The sequence below is a fragment of the Mucilaginibacter paludis DSM 18603 genome (assembly GCF_000166195.2).
Lineage (GTDB): Bacteria > Bacteroidota > Bacteroidia > Sphingobacteriales > Sphingobacteriaceae > Mucilaginibacter > Mucilaginibacter paludis.
The window spans coordinates 694094-710605 of the sequence record NZ_CM001403.1; the positions used below are offsets into that span (position 1 = coordinate 694094).

Consider the following 16512-nt stretch of genomic DNA (forward strand, 5'->3'; position numbering starts at 1 on the left):
ATAAACTTATTTAACAAGGTAATTTCTGCCTTCCGGCATGGAAATGGAGGATTATTATGGAAAATTTAAATAAAATAGCACCTTTTTGCTTGCTATTACTGCTCACATTTACTCCCATCAAAAGGGCAAATGCCCAGTTTGTTATCGGGGAAGTCATTAAGCTGACCGTAACCAAAGTGATCAAAGCAATTGACCTTAAAGTGCAGCGAATGCAGAACAAAACGATCTGGCTGCAAAACGCGCAGAAGGTGATTGAAAATCAAATGTCCAAAACCAGGTTAACTGAAATTTCCGGCTGGACTGAACAGCAAAAGCAGTTGTACAGCAATTACTATACGGAATTAGGCAACATCAAAGCCACCATTTCAAAATATCAGCGGATAAAAGATATTGCCCTAAAACAAGCGGCTTTGGTTAGGGAGTATAAACAAGCCTGGAGCCTGTTTCGGCAGGATAATCATTTCAACCCGCAGGAAATAAGCTATATGCAGCAGGTTTATACGGGCATCTTAGATGCCAGTGCCAAAAATCTGGATGAGATCATGCTGGTGGTGAGCCCAGCAAAAACACAAATGACGGATGAACAGCGCCTGGAATTAATCAACAAGGCCAGCGATCATTTGGATGAAAATTATAACGACTTACACCAATTCAATAATCAGGGTATCAGGTTGAGTCTGCAACGCAGTAAAGATTTAAGCGATACGCAATCAATTAAAAAGCTTTATGGAATCAATTAACCAAATGAAGATGCGGGCAAATGAGATCCGCCGCAAGAGCAAGAAGTTACTGGCTTTTACAATAATGACGGTTGCCGCTTCTGCTTTTGCTACTACGCTAAGAGCACAAACTTTTGCGGAATGGTTCAGGCAGAAAAGTACGCAAAAGAAATACCTGTTACAGCAAATAGCCGCGTTGCAGGTTTACGCTGCTTATTATAAAGCAGGAAATAATATTGCTCACAACGGCTTGGGATCAATTACTGGTTATCTGAAATCGGAAAATGGCTTGCATACTACCTACTATAATAATCTGAATAATGTAAGCCCGGTAGTAAAGGATAACCAACTGGTGAAGGATATCCTGCAATGGCAAAATGATATTCTTACTCGCATGAACTCGCTGGACAAAACCGCCAATTTTAATAACGGCGAAAAGAAGTACATCACACAAGTTAAAGCCGCTTTATTCAAAGACTGCGACCAGCAGATCACCGAATTACAAAATGTGGTAACGGACAACAAACTAAAAATGAGTGATGAAGAACGGCTTAAACATATCGGGGTGATCCATTCGGCTATGCAGCGTAATTACCGGTTTGCCTCCACTTTTTCATATCAGGTAAAAGTTTATGCCCTGCAACGGCTCCAGGAAGGCAAAAATTTATTAGTGGAAAAGAAAATATACGGGATTCAGTAACACGTAACATCATGAAAAAGAACTTCAGCTTTATCGTAATGATACTCGTCTTCCTCCTTTGTTTAGCAAAAGCAGACAAAAGCAAGGCCCAGGCACAGGAAATGCAGCAGCTAATATTGGATATTGAAAAGCTAACCCAACTGAAAGGCATATTGAGTGATATGAAAACCGGCTATCAAATCTATCAGCAGGGCTACGGCAGTATATCCCAATTATCTAAAGGCAATTTTGATCTGCATAGTGTTTACCTGAATGGTTTGCTTTCCATTAATCCCACGGTAAAAAATTATGGCCGGGTAGTTGAAATAATAACACAGCAGGCCAGCCTGATCAGCGAATACAAAAGCGCCTACAAGCAATTCCGGCAAAGCGGCTTATTCAGTGCCGCTGAATTGAACTATATGAGCAACGTCTATACCCAACTTGTTAATCAAAGCCTGCAAAACCTCGACGACCTCACGAATGTACTTACCGCAGGTAAACTGCGCATGTCAGACGATGAACGGATGAGGGCGATTGACCGGATCTATGCCAGCAGTTCCGATAAGCTACAGTTCCTCCGGTATTTTAACAGGCAAGGCGTTTTACTGAATATTCAGCGCAGCAAGGATATAGGCGACACGCGAACGGTGAAACAGCTCTATGGTATAAATAACTAATCCATCACCTTTAAAAAACAAATAAATACGATGAAAACGAAGATTTATTTAACCGCAATTCTTGCGGTAACGGGGATAGTTTTTCCTTTATTTTCCAAAGCAGATGGCCTCGCAACTGATATTCAGGGCTTGCAGGGAACGTTAAACGGCGTGTATAACGATATGTTGCCGATGTGCAGTCAACTGATCGGTGTGGGCCGGGCGATAGCCGGATTTGGTGCCTTATGGTTTATTGGCAGCCGGGTTTGGCGACAGATCGCCAGCGCCGAGCCGATTGATTTTTACCCGCTGATGCGGCCCTTCGCTTTAGGTTTAGCTATTCTGTTATTTCCTACGGTTATTGCCATCATCAACGGTGTTATGTCGCCCACCGTTAGCGCCACCGGCGGAATGGTGCAGAATTCGGATGCCGCCATTGCCGCCCTGTTGAAAGCAAAAGAAGCGGCAGTAGAAAAAACAAACACCTGGCAAATGTATGTTGGAGACAACGGCGACGGTGATCGGGATAAGTGGTATAAATACACTCATCCGAATGACACGGCAGGAAATGAAGAAGGCATATTCGAAAGTGTGGAGAATGACGTGAAATTTGCCATGTCTAAAGCGTCCTATAACTTTCGGAATTCGGTGAAACAATGGATGTCCGAAGTATTGCAGGTTTTATATGAGGCAGCAGCACTATGTATCAATACGATCCGAACGTTCTACCTCATCATCCTGGCCATATTGGGGCCTATCGTATTTGGCTTAGCGGTTTTCGATGGGTTTCAGCATACCTTGACGGTATGGCTGGCTAAATACATCAATGTATTTCTGTGGCTACCGGTAGCCAACATTTTCGGTGCCATTATCGGTAAGGTACAGGAAAACATGCTGAAACTGGATATTAACCAGGTTCAGAATGCGGGTGACACTTTCTTTAGTTCCACCGACACCGCTTACCTCATATTTTTAATTATCGGCATCATCGGTTATTTTACCGTGCCAAGCGTAGCCAATTACATTGTCAATGCTGGCGGCGGCAATGGCTTGCTTCAAAAGGTGAACAGCATGGTCAGCAGCACCACCCAATCAGTAATGAGCGCGGGCGCTTCCGGCAGCAGCATGGTAGCAGATGCTTTCGGCAATCAGCGAACCAATACCAGCGCAAGCATGGCAGACAGCTCCGTTTCCAAACCTTATTTTCAGGATAACAGTCAGGGCGCGAATAGTCACCAGGCATCCAAAATAAACCCGCAAAAAGCGTAGTCCTTCACCCTTTAAAACCGCTATTATGTTTTCACAACTCAAAAATATAGACACAGCCTTTAAGCATATCAAGCTGTTTAGCTACCTGCTCATCGCAGCATGTACGCTTATTTCCTGCTTCGCACTTTTTAAAAGTTATCAGGCGGCAAATATCGCAGGCAACCATATTTACATATTGGCAAACGGTAAAGCACTGGAAGCATTTGCTGCAGACCGGAAAGATAATATCCCTGTGGAAGCAAGGGATCATATCCGGATGTTCCATCATTATTTTTTCACGCTTGACCCTGATGAAAAGGTAATTGATGCCAATATCGGCAAAGCTTTATACCTGGCTGATGAAAGCGCCAAAAATCAATACAACGATCTAAAAGAAAAGAGTTACTACAATAATCTGATCTCCGGCAATATCAGTCAGCAGGTTACCGTGGATAGTATCTGGCTGGACATCAACCAATATCCCTACTACTTTAAATGTTTTGCTACGCAAAAACTCATTCGTTCCACTTCCACCGCGAACCGAAGCCTGATCACTCAGGGGTATTTGCGCAATGTAGCCAGGTCGGACAATAACCCCCATGGTTTTTTGATCCTTCACTGGGAAACCTTAGCGAACAGGGACACCACTATTCAACATTAAAAGCTATGATTTTATCCAACAGTAAAACGTCAGCACGATGGAGCGACAAGGTTGCGGCATCGCTGGCCAAGCAGATTATCAATTTCCAGATACGTTTTTCGGCCTGGCTTAAGAGGTGGTTTAACGCTTATTCTATTCGTCAAAAGAAAAAGATAGCTATTGCGATCGGGCTGTTAACGTCCATCATATTAATTAGCACCTCATTTTGCAGCTTTTATACGATCCCCAAATTATCACAAAACTATACGTCGGCCCATATCGGGCAGGCATCAGAGTTTCCCGGTCCCCAATTGATTAAACGTCAGTTAACAGATTCATTAACTAAAAAAAAGTAAATCATGAATGCAGTATCAAACAGCGGCCAATTGCCGCAGCATACTCCTGAATTTTTGAAGGAGCGCAAATTTTTAGTCATGATGCCCCTGCTGATTATCCCATTTTTAACAATGGCATTTTGGGCATTAGGCGGCGGTAAACAATCGGCATCTGCCTTTGAAAATTCCAATCCGCAGGGATTAAATGCCACACTGCCGCAGGCGCAGTTCAAGGATGAAAAAGCCCAGGATAAAATGGGCGTTTACCAAACTGTTAAATCCGATTCGGCAAGTTCAGCCAGTAGCGGGGTTAGTGAAAGTTTCGTCAGATCAATGGGACTGGATGCCGCTAAAGCCGGGCATGCGGATTCCGCTACCCAGCGTTCCACCGCTAACCTTACTGGCGGCCCAACCGTGGCAGATGTAAACGAGGCGAAAATTCAGGCTAAACTTGCCGCTATCAATCAGCAGATTAACCAGCCCGAACAGCCAAACTACGGTGGCGGGGGCGCATCCGCGCCGCAATCTGCAGCAGAGGTAAAAAGGCTGGAATTGATGATGAAAGCGATGAATGATAACGGTGGCGGCAACGATCCTGAAATGAAGCAGCTAACCCAAATGTTGCAACAGATCAATGATATTCAAAATCCGGGTAATGCGAATAGCCGGTCTCGAAGCCAGTCTTTGAAGAACCATCAGCGGGTTTATCCTGTTTTGGCGGCCAGTGATGAGGACGACGATAACAGTTCCGGTAGTCAAATGCAGGTGCAGTATGCTGCCTATGATGGTGACGGCAACAGTAAAAAACAGGCCGCCGGAAATGGTCAGGTCGCAGGCAATACGATACAAGCCGTGGTACATGAAGACCAAACCCTGGTTAGCGGCGCGGTCATTAAATTAAGGCTATTGGATGGCATTTATGTCAATGGCCGGATGATCCCTAAAGGGAGTTTTGTATATGGTACCTGTGCTTTGAATAATGAACGCCTGGAAATCAAAATTGGCAGTATTCGCTATCTCAATAATATCCTGCCGGTTTCTCTTGCTGTTTATGACCTCGACGGAATGGAAGGCTTATATGTTCCGGGCTCCATCGGCAGGGATGCTGCAAAAAACGGGGTTGGCGATGCCGTTCAATCCATGCAGCTCATGTCGATGGATCAGTCTGTTGGAGCACAGGCCGCCAGTGCAGGCGTTGAAGCAGCCAAAGGACTTTTTAATCATAAGGTAAAACAGATCAAAGTCAAGGTTAAAGCGGGTTACGAAGTGCTGCTTAAAGACAGTAATGACAGGGACAATTAAAAATACCAACATGAAAAAGTTAATCATCATTTTAATGCTTGCCGTAATGGGAACAGTTTCCTTTGCGCAAGATACCGCCTACATCAGCCGCGATAAAACAACTGCCTTGTTTTTTAAATCAGCCGTCAGGATCATTGGTAACGTACCATCTGATTTTAACGTGGTACAAAAGGAGAATGGCCTGATCACTTTAAAGGCAGAGAAAGCGGACTTTACACCAGTCAAAATAAATGTGCAGGATGTTAGTACAACTAAAGTCTATCATATACCCGTTCAATACTCTTATGGTCGGGCCGGAAGAAGCATCGAGATCGGTGAAAAAGCACCCGTGGTAACCGGGGTGGTAAAAGCGCCCGAAACTAATGATGCGTTGATTGGCGACCAGCTTGCCGCTGGAAAACGCTCGGACGTGGTTGACCACGAAAAGACCGGCGGTATTAAAGCTTGGGTAAGTAAAATATCGCTTGCCGGAAATAAGGTATTCTTCAGGCTGGATGTCCGTAATAAATCAAATCTGCCTTATGATGTTGACTTTATCCGCTTTTATATCAGGGATTTAAAGACAGTGGCAAGAATGGCCACCCATGAACAGGAGATCGTACCTGTTTACGCCTCATTGCATAAAAAAACCACCCTTGTACGAAAACAGGAGATGGCTAAAGTATTCGCATTTCATCGTTTTTCGCTTGCAGAAGATCAGGCTTTGAATGTAGAAATATACGAACGCCACGGGAACAGGCATTTGTATCTTCAGATCAGACAAAAAGACCTTGATAACCTCCAAACGCTCCCGGTTCCGGTGGCAAGGGAAACCATACTGGCAATGGATCATTGATAGTACATCATTTTTAAATCTTTTAAATTTAATAGACCATGAACACTCAAAATTCTGAATTTTTAAAAAAGAGCTTGCTTAACCTGGGGTTTGGCGATAAGCTGAATGCCGACCTGGATAAACAAATTGCAGCAAAATCCCCGGAATTCAATTTGGTAACACAGCATGAGTTTAACCAGAAAACCATCGATTACACCCTGCACTTTAAAGCTGGTGACAATCAGGATATGTATTTCTTTAACAAGTACGATGCAAGTATTCCACACAAGGATGATCCGGCCAAGGATGTTAATCAGTCCTTTTATATCAATAAGGGAAACGGTATTACAGCCAAAGAAGCCTTCAACCTGATGGAAGGCCGCGCGGTTCATAAACAGTTATACAACCTGGAAGGCCAGAAATACCAGTCCTGGTTAACCTTAGATAATAAAAACCTGACGGATAACGGAAATAGGAAGATCAAGCATTATCATGAGAATTATGGTTATGATATTGATAAAGTGCTCGCCGGTAAAGGCATTAAAGAACTGGAAGACCCAAAGGCCAGGGAAGAACTCATGTATTCGCTGAGAAAAGGGAATGCGCAGCAGATTACCGTGGGTGGCGATGATGGCGATAAAAAATATTTCATTGCCGCAAACCCGCAGTTCAAAACCGTTGACCTGTACGATCACCAGATGAAAAAGATCAACCGCGAGGAATTGCTCCAGCCGGAACAAAAAAACACTAAAAGCCAGAAACAAAGTGAGCAGAAGCCGGAGGATGCTCCTGCAAAAAAGCAGTCGCGGAAAAGTAAGATGCATCTTTAAATTTCAATTTCCAGCAACAGGTCCTTCGCGGGCCTGTTGCTTATTTCATTACCTGATCAGATATTGACATGGAAAATACGATTCACCCTCACAGCAATCTTTTAAAGATAACAGACCAGCAATGGATTAACCTGGTTGAACTGCTTACCGAAAATGTTTTGGCCCTGAATAGCCGGACGTTATCATCTGTAGAGATCATGTATCGCGCGGATGGCCATTTTCCGGTTTATCTTTTCCGGCTGACTTCTACTTTGGAAGACCCGGAAGATCAAGATCTAATGCCTCAAGTTTCTGGCTTTTCTTTTGGCTATGATACCGATATTGACGATGAGGTTTATATCCAGCCTTTAAGCCCGGACGGGTATTGGGAGAAATTCCTTGACGACATCGGTATTACCCACATTTTTACCACCAACAATGTTGGCATGAAAAAACTATATAAGTTCTTATCCGAAGACCTCAAAATCTGGAATGATGAGGTGCCTGCGCAAATAATTATTCCCGAACCCAATGTCTGGCGTACTTTATTGGTTGAGCAGCAGATCAAATAGATTCTAATTTTTTCTACATAACTATCATTTTAATAGAAAATATTCTACAAATTGACGTATGTCAAAGCAACTAATAGAAAAAAAGCTACACTAAGCCATAGAAAAACCTTTCTGATTTTATAAAATCAAAAGTTACCATCAGAGAATCAAACCTTGAAACCATCCTTGCAACTTTTAAAACAAAGCAGGGAAGAAAGAATCAACCCATCTTAAAAAGCGGTTAGCTGGCGTATCAATATTTCTATAATTGTGTGCTGCACAACTAAGATGTTCTATTGAGTAACTTTGACCTTAGCAGGAACGAAGCAAATCATCGTCTATGGAAAAACTTAAAGCCGTTATCAATACGATCTCACCCATGTCACGGGAAGATCTTGACCTTTTAATGCCGGGAATTGCGGTATCGGTAAAAAAGAAGGGCAATCTATTGGAACAAGGTGACGTTTGTAAAAATATTTGTTTTGTTACCAAAGGATTCTTCCGCATGTTTTATGTTGATCTGGAAGGCAACGAAATCAATAACCGGTTCACAGGAGCTGATAACTTTATCGTTGATTTTCAGAGTTTTCTTACCCAGATACCTTCGCGTTATTACTGGCAGGCGATGCAAGACTCAGAAGTGCTGACATTTTCTTTCCAGGACGTGCAAAAGCTTTATGAAATTTCACCAGCATGGGGCAAGTTCGGCCGCCTTGTGGCAGAGCGGGTTTATTTGCAGTTGAACGAACGTGTAGAAATGTTCCAATTTATGTCGCCACAGCAACGTTACGAGCATCTTTTATCGACCCGCCCGGAACTGTTTAATCAAATATCGCAATTTCACATGTCATCTTACCTGGGTGTAAAGCCGGAATCATTAAGCAGGCTGCGCAAGCGGCTCCATTATAAATAATTTTCTTAACCCAAGTCAACGTTATAGCGGGTAACGATGGGCCATATTTGATAAAAAAATATGACCATGATTAAATTCACTATCCTGCTACGCAGGCGTCCCGGAACCAGTCACGAAGACTTTGTTTCTTATCATAAGAATAATCACGCGGCTTTGTTTGCTTCGCTACCAGAGGTAAAGCAATATGTCCGCCGTTACGTACAATGTCATCCGCTGCCGGTAACGCTTCCGGGACTGCCACCCCGGGAATATGATGGGATCACAGAAATATGGTTTGATAATGCAGACTCCATCGGAAAAGTTTTTGGTTCGAAAGATTATATGAAATTGATCAGACCGGATGAAGAGAAATTCCTTGACATGCACGGCTGCAGCTTTTTAATATCTACCGAGCATACAGTTATATAACTGTATGCAGATAAGCGTTAACCATAAGATTAAAAGTAAAATTCTTGCTTCTGTCGCAATCATCTCCGGAATTTGACTGGAGATGGTTTCGCACTGGAGGTCCACTCAAACCCGTAAAAGGTTTTGATTTTACTCCCGGCGTTTTTTCTATTGCTCTGGCTGTCCCTGCGGCCCGCTTTTATGCTCCATAAAAAAAAATAGCCAGTAAAATTGGCTACTTGTCATAAATTGTACTCAAACCCGACGTCCCCACGAACCAATTTTTAGATGACTTGAAACGTTTAGCCACTCTATTTGATGATTGAGGCCGATTTTAAATATCTAACCCGTTATTGATTGAACCATTGCAGGATAAATGATGGCGTCCCAATTATTTCTTTATTTTTGACTTTATAAAAAGCAATTCCTCTGACGTTAGTTTTGACTTATCAATAAAATTTCCAAATTTTTGTGTGTGATATAGAATTAAAAACTTGCCTATCTCTTTTTGCTTAATAATATGCTCCCATAAGAACTCACTTTTAAAGGTCAATCCATTAACAGCCATACTTTCCTCGTTAAAAGTATAAGTCATGTCATTTAGTAAACTTGGATTTGATTTAGCTTGGCTAACAGCAAAAAATACAATTATTGATGGAGATAGTAGTAAAAATAAACCTAAAACAGCGTCGGTAAAGGGTGAGTAAACCTCGAAACTTATGGCATTTAAATAGTTTAATATTGAAATTATTAAAAGACAAAGTCCCAAAATAGTGGCCATTATGTAATACGGTTTTTTGTAAAGACCAATGAACATCACTTTGATATAGTCTCCTTTGTCCAACTTCGAGGTAATTGAAAAATCCATTTTATAATTTGATAAGCTTTTAAAAGTACTAAAGTTAATTCCATAAAAAAAGCAGCCAATAAAATTGGCTACTTGTCATAAATAGTACTCCAAAAGATACAAATTTCGGATCATTTTTTGGCGGACATTGAGCTTCTTGGACGTTTAATCGCATAAAATGAAATAGGCGGCGGGAAGAATATCTAAACATTTTTATGGTGATTAAGGGCATTACTATTTTTGACTTGATCAGTCTGTCTGGTTAAAAATCACCACTTGCTTTTCAGTTTTTAGTAAGTTTGTCTAAGTCGCCAAGCCTTGATGGTGTCAGGTTTACTTTATCATAAATACAATGGACGATAAAAAGAAAGAAGATTATTTTAATAAGGTTTATAAGAATATCAAAAATAAAGGATATCATACAACAGCAGTACTTGAAGAAATTGATTTTACTCCTTTTGCATATTCAACCGGCATATTTAAAAATTTTAAAATACCAGAACTTTTTATATCAGGACTTGGGCCAAATTTATCTGGAGAATTAATTGAAAACTACGTAAGCAAATTTAAATTCGCCGAAGTGCCGTTGCATAGGAAGATTCAAAACTTGAGCGATAGGTTTGCTGTTTACTTTATTAGCTTGAAAAATTCGGACGTTGAGGAGTATGCTCTCACTTCGGTTAAATTTTACGAGAATAGCAATTATGAATATTTACAACTTATTTTTCCAGACCTAAATGGAAAATTTCCCAATGAAGTAGGCTATAACTACGACCAAAAAGTATTGGGAAATTTGAAATAACTGTGCAAATAAAAGTGGTGCTCCAACCTTTTTTCGATAAGTTACCCCATAAAAAAAGTTGTCAATAAAATTGACAACTTCCCTAAAATAGTACCCAGGGCGGGAATCGAACCAATAGTCTCTTGATTTTATTCATTACAATTGAATCAATGTTTCAGCTATAGCTTTTTGCAAAACAGATTCAACATTACATTGATTTGCGTAGTCCGGCCATTGTTTGAGGATGCTTTCGATTTCTCTGATGGTTTCATCGGATTTTTTTATGGTCATTTGTTTTGCTACTTCCAGTAGGTCTTTTCGGTCTATGCCTTGCCTTTTTCCGTTAACGCTTAATGATTGCTGGCTGACCGAGGGGCTATCCGGGCGGTAAGCATGGCATACATCATAAGCCGGAGCTAAAGCCCATCGCCCTTGTTTGTCCATTGTAAAGGCAAAGCTCTTGGTATGGTCATCGCAGTTTCTTGCCAGCACATTAAAAACCATCCGGCGGTACATTTGCTCGGCCTGCGGATAGTCTAAGCGTAAAAAGCGCATCGTTCGAAAGAGTTGCTCATAACTTTAAGAGCGGACATTGTTAAAATCAAAATGCTGCAACGTGCGAAAGGTTTGAACGCTCATAGCGAACCATTCCGCGCTTGTTTTTTCCATCACTGAGGCTTTAAAACAGGTTAATGATTGCTTATTCCATCATTAAGTTAGCTTTAGTTAGTTAATGATGACTTTTATAAGCATTAGAAGAACAATATCCGGCTACTGCATTTTTGCCACGCTGCAAAAGCATCCGCTGTTGTAGCGCCTGTTTTTAACTCCAATTAAGAGCATCGCTCAGGACTTCACTTGTTTACCCGCTACGCTGGGAAAAGCTGCGCTTGCCTTCTCTCTGCACTTAATTTACTGCTAATAGATCAGATGCTTCAAGGTGCTATTTTCCAATCGAAACGGAGAAAAAGGCAGCTAAGGTTTTGCCCGCATTTCTTAAAAATTTACTGAAACATCCGCAAAAGACTACGGCATAAACGGTTTCCTCCCCAAAGGGTCCCCTCCAATTATTCCGTTTCCTTTTGCCTGCTGCGGGCACCCTTTTTTTGCTTTCTTTTTTTCCGTTTTTTCTTTTGAAAAATAGCTTTTTAGGGAAGTCTTCGGGAAAAGAGGGAAACAAAAAAACAAATTTTTAACCCTTTTAAATCATTTAAAAAATGAAAACAGCAGAAAAAAATGCAAACGGTGTACAAGGTGCAACAGCAAAAAACAACCAAACAGCAAACCGAGTTGAAAACCGCCCAAGCTTAACCCAAAAGGAAGCCAAAGAAGATGAAAACGCTAAAAATCAAACACCTGCCCAAACTCCGAAAGTTGAGGCAACCAAAACTACCGAGGTTAAGACCGATTGCCCCGCTACAGTGGATAACCAACCCGCTAACATTGCGCCCTACACCACAGGACAGGGATTAGACGAAGCGCCAAAGCCCGAATCAGTGGAAGAGGTAAAAGCCGAGCCTAAAAAAATCGCTTTGAACTTAGAGCAGACTTTAAAATCGGTTGGCGACCTCCACCGCTTAAGCATTCAGCGTTTAGCCCTGATTGGCCGTATCAAAATATTAGAAGATTTTGAGGTGAAACTGATTGAAGAAAGCGACGAACTGGAAAGTAACCCGTATCAGGGTTGTAAACTGATTATTAAAGACGACAAAGGCCGGGAATTTATCACCAACACGCCAAACCTTATCCGCATGGTATCGCAGTTCATTTTTGATGCCTGCCATGAAAAACTGGCCGACATTGAAGCTAATATCATTTTTCCAAATGCTTAGTAAACCACATGCTCCCGGTGGCAAGCCGGGGGCATTTTTAAATTTCACCTCAAAAGATAACCCGATATACGAGCAATTTATAGAGTTAACCAACCAAATATTTTGGGATGGTTATGCAGAACAGTTGGCGCAGGATAATCCAGCAAGGTTTCAAATGGAATTAAACGATTTTATAAATACCTATCAGTAAGGCAATGGAAGACACGATTTATTTACTGGTTAAGGTCAGGATCAAAACCAGTTACCCCAACATACACGATGCGATAGCAGAACTGCAAACGGAAACAGTTTACAGCGTAAGCAGTACCGAAAACGTGGAAGTGACAGCAACCGAACTCATACAATTAAAAACTAAAAAATAAACGTCATGGCACATCAAATAAATTTCAATCAGAAAACAGGAAAAAACAGCTTTATGAGCGTAAAGGAAAAAGCCTGGCAAGGCTTAGGGCAGATTATTGATCGTTATCCGACCAGCAGCGAAGCTATACAACACGCAGGTTTGGATTATATTGTAGAAAAACGCCCTTTATTTACCTATGATACCGCTAACCATTTAGGCGAGGGAAGCGACGATATGATGATCCCTGAAATAGAAGTACCTAATTTCTTTGCTACCGTTCGCGCAGATACCGAGCAGGTTTTGGGCGTAGTGGGCAATGACTATGAAGTGGTACAAAACAGGGATGCATTTTCTTTTTTTGATGCTATAGTTGGCGGTGGCGATGGTGTTTTATACGAAACAGCTGGGGCGTTAGGAAACGGTGAAAGGGTATTTATTACGGCAAAGTTACCCGATTATATACGGGTGGGTGTTAAAGACTGGATAGAGCAGTACTTGTTTTTAACTACTTCGCACGATGGGTTAGGAAGCATAACAGCAGCTTTTACGCCAATTAGAATAGTTTGCAACAACACGCTTAACGCTGCCATGCAAAACCATTCAGGGGCGATTAAAATACGCCACACGTCATCCGCTACCGAAAGGCTGAAACAGGCGCATACATTAATGGGTATCACCAGTTTATTATCGGGTGAAATGGAAGGCTTATTTAACCATTGGGCCAAAGTGCGCATTACTGATGCAGAGGTTAAAAAATTGATACAGATCGCAATGGCACCAAATAAAGAAGTGTTACAGAATTTAGCGGAAGGCAAAACGGAAATGCTATCCACTCACTACACCAACATTGTAGATAATGTGTATGAATATGCTTTGGGAAGCCAAACCCAGCAAATGGAAACAACCGCAGGAACTGTATTTGGCGCATACAATAGTGTAACAGGCTATTTTCAAAATGTACGCAGTTTCAAAAGCGACGAAGTAAAATTTAAATCTATAATGGATGGCACAGCAAAACTAAGAGCGCAAACAGCGTTCAATCTTTGCCGTGATTTTGCCAACCAGGGTGGCGAAGCACTGATTTAAAATTAAAATTTCACTCAGGGGGAGCAATCCCCCTTACTTTGAAAATTGCCCGGCGGCGGGCTATCGCCCGCCCGAAGAACGCCCCCTGTTTTCTTATGGTTTAATGATCTTTGGTGAAAACAGGGGGCGCTGCATTTTTGATAACACCGACTACCTTAGCTATAAAGCAAGAATGGACTAAAGTATGTCATCGTTAATCCTTTTCAAACTGTAAAAATCTATTATACTTCATTCTTTGACTAGCAGCTTCAAATACGTAAAAATCTGCCCACTATGCTCCGCTTCGTGATAATTAGCGGCTTGTAGTGCTTGGACATGGTTTTTTACTTGAAATCCGATGGGTAAATCAAAGGGCTCATAATTAACAAATAATCCGGATTCCAGATCTGATTCAAGGTGGTTCACTGTATCAATCAATAAATGTTTCACCTCATTAACATCTGGAGTAATTTTCCAAGAATCTGGAGACGATCCAATTTTGAAGGAATCCTCGAATTCTTTAGATATGTACATTGGTAATCCGCTACGCATATAAATATGCCTTTGTTGAGAAGTGATACAATGACCAATTTGCCAAATTATATTATTGTTAAAACCGTCTGGAATTTTAAATAATATTTCGTAAGTGCTTTTTTCAATCAATTGCGCTAGCCTAGTCCTGCTAGCCCTTAAAATTTCACATTCGAAACGTACATTAATCATTTAAGTAGGTTTAAGTCTTTAGCAACGAAAGAAGCCGTAATGTCTTCTAAAATACCCTTTTCGCATGAAAGTTCGACATTGATATCTGATTTTTTGGAATATACTCGCAAGAATTATATTGATTCAATTGTTTATGATACGGTTCACAAAGCCGAGTAAGCTAGTCTTTACTAAGTATTCTGATTATCAATATATTATAGCAATAAAATTATTACAAGTCTTTGAATAGGCATCTCAATAGAAAAGACGCATAAAAACGCCGTGCTAGTCAAAATCACCAATTTATTGGATGAATTAAAATTCATTAGCGTTTAACAGAAAAAAAATTGTCTTGGCTATCTGTTAAATTATGTTCGCTTAATATATTATGCTATTTATACATAAAAATTTCATGTTACTAATATGTTACTTCAATTTGCTAAAAAATTGATTATCAGAATTTATGTAATTTATGGATGCATAAAGTAGATTGACAATCACGATTTAAGGTATTTTTAATTATACAAAATGATTACAATAGGTTAAAATAATAGATCATAGTCAAACAACTAAGCGCATACCGATTCGTCTTTGCCTTTCTACAGCTCAAACCTTTTTTGATTTGATTTCATCTATTTTCTAACCAGCTCAAAAATGCTGTAACTTTCTCTTTTCCTAACAATATTTTTTCTTCAGTTGGAATTGTTAATTTGACAATAAGCTTACGCGAAAAATAATGTTTCGCTTCTCTAATTGCTGTAAAATTCACCAAATACTGTCTGGTCACTCTGAAGAATTGTGTTGGCGATAATAATTTATGAACTTCGTCTAAGGATTGTGTTATCTGATACTCATTTTTATCAAGAGTCATGATCGTAGGGCACAACTAAGTAGATTTTTGGGGCAAGGTGTCAATAGCCAGGTGCCGGCGTCATCTCCTGGGTGGTTAGCCCGGCGCTCCCCTCAATCTTTACCAACTTAACGCGGTCATTTAATTTAAACCCCGTATTGGTAGAATCCATATAGCGGCAAATGAAAACGTCATTGTACTTTTTGACAATGACTAACTTCTCATTTCCAAGTATCCTTACACTCGGAGGATTTACCCAGACCGATGCCAACGCACACCAATAGGTAAGAAACAAAACTCCGATCACAATGACGAAAACAAACCTTGTACGTAATAACGTAACAAAGTCTTTTAAGACGTTGTCTCCGTCCTCAAATAATATGATGAAAATTCTTTTCCAAGACGCATTTCGAAGAAACAGTTTAATAAATAGCCAATAAGCAAATAAGATCAGCCACCCATAAAACCCAAGTAACGCCATTCTTAACCCTTCGTCCAAAGACCATGTGCGGTTGGTAAAAAAATAAGCAATGTTGGTAAGCGCAACTAGGCCGAGCAACGAAAAGATACCCGACCAAAATTTAGCGTCTTTAACAACGACATATATCCCGCCAAAAAAAAAGCTTCCTGCGATAGAAAAGCTACAAAGTACGAATGCAAAAAATAAGATCGATCCTGTAGTCGGTTCTATTAAGTTTGCCGGAATACCTAATTTCATACAGGTAACAAATTCAAAGAACCAAGCATAGAAATAAATCAGCGCAGTGGCAACTGGAATCCATACCGCCCAATCCTTGAATTTGCTCAACTCATTTTGTTGGCCATTCATCGAGGACGCCCTGATTTCCGATAATCTTTTTTGCGAGTGATAAGATAGAAACGGGCCATTAGAGGATGTTTTCATGGAAATATACGTATAAGTTTAGTATTGATCAGAGCCATATTTCTAATTGTTGAACCTAAGCCAGAACATCTACCATTATATAATTCTCTAAAATATAAAATAAGCTGCCAAGCATTTCATTTTTAAGAAATT

The 16512-nt window shown here is 40.7% G+C and carries 21 protein-coding genes and 1 pseudogene; 17 read left to right on the forward strand and 5 right to left on the reverse strand.

The window, feature by feature from the left end; translation table 11 throughout:
- Nucleotides 1-56 precede the first annotated feature (56 nt).
- The 12 genes from MUCPA_RS02925 to MUCPA_RS02980 all read left to right on the forward strand — a co-directional run bounded on the left by MUCPA_RS02925 (nucleotide 57) and on the right by MUCPA_RS02980 (nucleotide 9077).
- The gene (locus tag MUCPA_RS02925) at nucleotides 57-740 is read left to right on the forward strand and encodes a hypothetical protein (protein ID WP_008504340.1); all 684 of its coding nucleotides are present in this window, start codon (nucleotides 57-59) and stop codon (nucleotides 738-740) included.
- Nucleotides 727-1419 (forward strand): hypothetical protein, encoded by a 693-nt coding sequence (locus tag MUCPA_RS02930; RefSeq protein ID WP_008504341.1) that lies wholly within the window; start codon nucleotides 727-729, stop codon nucleotides 1417-1419. Before MUCPA_RS02925 ends, MUCPA_RS02930 begins: the two co-directional genes overlap by 14 nt.
- A gap of 11 nt (nucleotides 1420-1430) precedes the next feature.
- On the forward strand, nucleotides 1431-2078 hold the full coding sequence (locus MUCPA_RS02935) for a hypothetical protein (protein WP_008504342.1): 648 nt from the start codon (nucleotides 1431-1433) through the stop codon (nucleotides 2076-2078).
- 30 nt (nucleotides 2079-2108) lie between these two features.
- Nucleotides 2109-3326: a conjugative transposon protein TraJ gene (gene traJ, locus MUCPA_RS02940; RefSeq protein ID WP_008504344.1), complete on the forward strand. Its 1218-nt coding sequence runs from the start codon at nucleotides 2109-2111 to the stop codon at nucleotides 3324-3326.
- A gap of 25 nt (nucleotides 3327-3351) precedes the next feature.
- Nucleotides 3352-3966 carry a conjugative transposon protein TraK gene (gene traK, locus MUCPA_RS02945; RefSeq protein ID WP_008504346.1) on the forward strand — a complete coding sequence of 205 codons (615 nt, stop codon included), beginning with the start codon at nucleotides 3352-3354 and terminating at the stop codon, nucleotides 3964-3966.
- A gap of 5 nt (nucleotides 3967-3971) precedes the next feature.
- Nucleotides 3972-4301, forward strand: a complete 330-nt coding sequence (locus tag MUCPA_RS02950) for a hypothetical protein (protein WP_008504348.1) — start codon at nucleotides 3972-3974, stop codon at nucleotides 4299-4301.
- Between the two features lie 3 nt (nucleotides 4302-4304).
- Nucleotides 4305-5582, forward strand: coding sequence for a conjugative transposon protein TraM (gene traM, locus MUCPA_RS35615; protein ID WP_008504350.1), 1278 nt, complete (start codon nucleotides 4305-4307; stop codon nucleotides 5580-5582).
- A gap of 10 nt (nucleotides 5583-5592) precedes the next feature.
- Nucleotides 5593-6417, forward strand: a complete 825-nt coding sequence (locus MUCPA_RS02960) for a DUF4138 domain-containing protein (protein ID WP_157543798.1) — start codon at nucleotides 5593-5595, stop codon at nucleotides 6415-6417.
- Between the two features lie 38 nt (nucleotides 6418-6455).
- Nucleotides 6456-7226 carry a hypothetical protein gene (locus MUCPA_RS02965; protein WP_008504352.1) on the forward strand — a complete coding sequence of 257 codons (771 nt, stop codon included), beginning with the start codon at nucleotides 6456-6458 and terminating at the stop codon, nucleotides 7224-7226.
- Between the two features lie 68 nt (nucleotides 7227-7294).
- Nucleotides 7295-7777: a hypothetical protein gene (locus MUCPA_RS02970; RefSeq protein ID WP_008504353.1), complete on the forward strand. Its 483-nt coding sequence runs from the start codon at nucleotides 7295-7297 to the stop codon at nucleotides 7775-7777.
- A gap of 319 nt (nucleotides 7778-8096) precedes the next feature.
- Nucleotides 8097-8669, forward strand: a complete 573-nt coding sequence (locus MUCPA_RS02975; protein WP_008504354.1) for a Crp/Fnr family transcriptional regulator — start codon at nucleotides 8097-8099, stop codon at nucleotides 8667-8669.
- A gap of 60 nt (nucleotides 8670-8729) precedes the next feature.
- Nucleotides 8730-9077 (forward strand): EthD domain-containing protein, encoded by a 348-nt coding sequence (locus MUCPA_RS02980; RefSeq protein WP_233276834.1) that lies wholly within the window; start codon nucleotides 8730-8732, stop codon nucleotides 9075-9077.
- A gap of 370 nt (nucleotides 9078-9447) precedes the next feature.
- Here MUCPA_RS02980 and MUCPA_RS02985 read toward each other — a convergent pair whose 3' ends face one another.
- Nucleotides 9448-9924, reverse strand: coding sequence for a hypothetical protein (locus tag MUCPA_RS02985; RefSeq protein ID WP_008504356.1), 477 nt, complete (start codon nucleotides 9922-9924; stop codon nucleotides 9448-9450).
- 331 nt (nucleotides 9925-10255) lie between these two features.
- Between MUCPA_RS02985 and MUCPA_RS02990 the strand changes: the two genes are divergently transcribed.
- A complete protein-coding gene (locus MUCPA_RS02990; RefSeq protein WP_008504357.1) occupies nucleotides 10256-10705 on the forward strand; it encodes a DUF4262 domain-containing protein in 450 nt (149 codons plus the stop codon).
- 135 nt (nucleotides 10706-10840) lie between these two features.
- On the opposite strand, the pseudogene MUCPA_RS02995 reads toward MUCPA_RS02990, so the two are convergent.
- Nucleotides 10841-11251 (reverse strand): annotated as a pseudogene (locus tag MUCPA_RS02995) (type II toxin-antitoxin system HipA family toxin); the annotation flags it as partial.
- A 650-nt stretch (nucleotides 11252-11901) separates the two neighbouring features.
- Between MUCPA_RS02995 and MUCPA_RS03005 the strand changes: the two are divergent.
- Genes MUCPA_RS03005 through MUCPA_RS03015 form a run of 4 tightly spaced genes read left to right on the forward strand, consistent with a single transcriptional unit; the run spans nucleotide 11902 to nucleotide 13945 of the window.
- A complete protein-coding gene (locus MUCPA_RS03005) occupies nucleotides 11902-12516 on the forward strand; it encodes a hypothetical protein (protein WP_008504358.1) in 615 nt (204 codons plus the stop codon).
- Nucleotides 12509-12706 carry a hypothetical protein gene (locus tag MUCPA_RS03010; RefSeq protein ID WP_008504359.1) on the forward strand — a complete coding sequence of 66 codons (198 nt, stop codon included), beginning with the start codon at nucleotides 12509-12511 and terminating at the stop codon, nucleotides 12704-12706. The genes MUCPA_RS03005 and MUCPA_RS03010 overlap by 8 nt, the downstream gene beginning before the upstream one ends.
- 4 nt (nucleotides 12707-12710) lie before the next feature.
- Nucleotides 12711-12878 carry a hypothetical protein gene (locus tag MUCPA_RS37535; protein ID WP_008504360.1) on the forward strand — a complete coding sequence of 56 codons (168 nt, stop codon included), beginning with the start codon at nucleotides 12711-12713 and terminating at the stop codon, nucleotides 12876-12878.
- A gap of 5 nt (nucleotides 12879-12883) precedes the next feature.
- Nucleotides 12884-13945, forward strand: coding sequence for a DUF932 domain-containing protein (locus tag MUCPA_RS03015; protein ID WP_008504361.1), 1062 nt, complete (start codon nucleotides 12884-12886; stop codon nucleotides 13943-13945).
- Between the two features lie 228 nt (nucleotides 13946-14173).
- On the opposite strand, the gene MUCPA_RS03020 is transcribed toward MUCPA_RS03015, so the two are convergent.
- From MUCPA_RS03020 to MUCPA_RS03030, 3 genes are all read right to left on the reverse strand, one after another.
- Nucleotides 14174-14647 carry a DinB family protein gene (locus MUCPA_RS03020; RefSeq protein ID WP_008504362.1) on the reverse strand — a complete coding sequence of 158 codons (474 nt, stop codon included), beginning with the start codon at nucleotides 14645-14647 and terminating at the stop codon, nucleotides 14174-14176.
- Nucleotides 14648-15254: 607 nt separating this feature from the next.
- A complete protein-coding gene (locus MUCPA_RS03025; RefSeq protein ID WP_040625677.1) occupies nucleotides 15255-15497 on the reverse strand; it encodes a LytTR family DNA-binding domain-containing protein in 243 nt (80 codons plus the stop codon).
- Nucleotides 15498-15537: 40 nt separating this feature from the next.
- Complete coding sequence (locus MUCPA_RS03030; protein ID WP_008504364.1) at nucleotides 15538-16380, reverse strand: hypothetical protein; 843 nt, start codon at nucleotides 16378-16380, stop codon at nucleotides 15538-15540.
- Nucleotides 16381-16512 lie beyond the last annotated feature (132 nt).

Bases quoted from the DNA above. Each gene is read 5' to 3' on its own strand.
- MUCPA_RS02925 (WP_008504340.1), top strand. From the start codon at position 57: ATGGAAAATTTAAATAAAATAGCACCTTTTTGCTTGCTATTACTGCTC.
- MUCPA_RS02930 (WP_008504341.1), top strand. From the start codon at position 727: ATGGAATCAATTAACCAAATGAAGATGCGGGCAAATGAGATCCGCCGC.
- MUCPA_RS02935 (WP_008504342.1), top strand. From the start codon at position 1,431: ATGAAAAAGAACTTCAGCTTTATCGTAATGATACTCGTCTTCCTCCTT.
- traJ (WP_008504344.1), top strand. From the start codon at position 2,109: ATGAAAACGAAGATTTATTTAACCGCAATTCTTGCGGTAACGGGGATA.
- traK (WP_008504346.1), top strand. From the start codon at position 3,352: ATGTTTTCACAACTCAAAAATATAGACACAGCCTTTAAGCATATCAAG.
- MUCPA_RS02950 (WP_008504348.1), top strand. From the start codon at position 3,972: ATGATTTTATCCAACAGTAAAACGTCAGCACGATGGAGCGACAAGGTT.
- traM (WP_008504350.1), top strand. From the start codon at position 4,305: ATGAATGCAGTATCAAACAGCGGCCAATTGCCGCAGCATACTCCTGAA.
- MUCPA_RS02960 (WP_157543798.1), top strand. From the start codon at position 5,593: ATGAAAAAGTTAATCATCATTTTAATGCTTGCCGTAATGGGAACAGTT.
- MUCPA_RS02965 (WP_008504352.1), top strand. From the start codon at position 6,456: ATGAACACTCAAAATTCTGAATTTTTAAAAAAGAGCTTGCTTAACCTG.
- MUCPA_RS02970 (WP_008504353.1), top strand. From the start codon at position 7,295: ATGGAAAATACGATTCACCCTCACAGCAATCTTTTAAAGATAACAGAC.
- MUCPA_RS02975 (WP_008504354.1), top strand. From the start codon at position 8,097: ATGGAAAAACTTAAAGCCGTTATCAATACGATCTCACCCATGTCACGG.
- MUCPA_RS02980 (WP_233276834.1), top strand. From the start codon at position 8,730: ATGACCATGATTAAATTCACTATCCTGCTACGCAGGCGTCCCGGAACC.
- MUCPA_RS02985 (WP_008504356.1), bottom strand. From the start codon at position 9,924: ATGGATTTTTCAATTACCTCGAAGTTGGACAAAGGAGACTATATCAAA.
- MUCPA_RS02990 (WP_008504357.1), top strand. From the start codon at position 10,256: ATGGACGATAAAAAGAAAGAAGATTATTTTAATAAGGTTTATAAGAAT.
- MUCPA_RS03005 (WP_008504358.1), top strand. From the start codon at position 11,902: ATGAAAACAGCAGAAAAAAATGCAAACGGTGTACAAGGTGCAACAGCA.
- MUCPA_RS03010 (WP_008504359.1), top strand. From the start codon at position 12,509: ATGCTTAGTAAACCACATGCTCCCGGTGGCAAGCCGGGGGCATTTTTA.
- MUCPA_RS37535 (WP_008504360.1), top strand. From the start codon at position 12,711: ATGGAAGACACGATTTATTTACTGGTTAAGGTCAGGATCAAAACCAGT.
- MUCPA_RS03015 (WP_008504361.1), top strand. From the start codon at position 12,884: ATGGCACATCAAATAAATTTCAATCAGAAAACAGGAAAAAACAGCTTT.
- MUCPA_RS03020 (WP_008504362.1), bottom strand. From the start codon at position 14,647: ATGATTAATGTACGTTTCGAATGTGAAATTTTAAGGGCTAGCAGGACT.
- MUCPA_RS03025 (WP_040625677.1), bottom strand. From the start codon at position 15,497: ATGACTCTTGATAAAAATGAGTATCAGATAACACAATCCTTAGACGAA.
- MUCPA_RS03030 (WP_008504364.1), bottom strand. From the start codon at position 16,380: ATGAAAACATCCTCTAATGGCCCGTTTCTATCTTATCACTCGCAAAAA.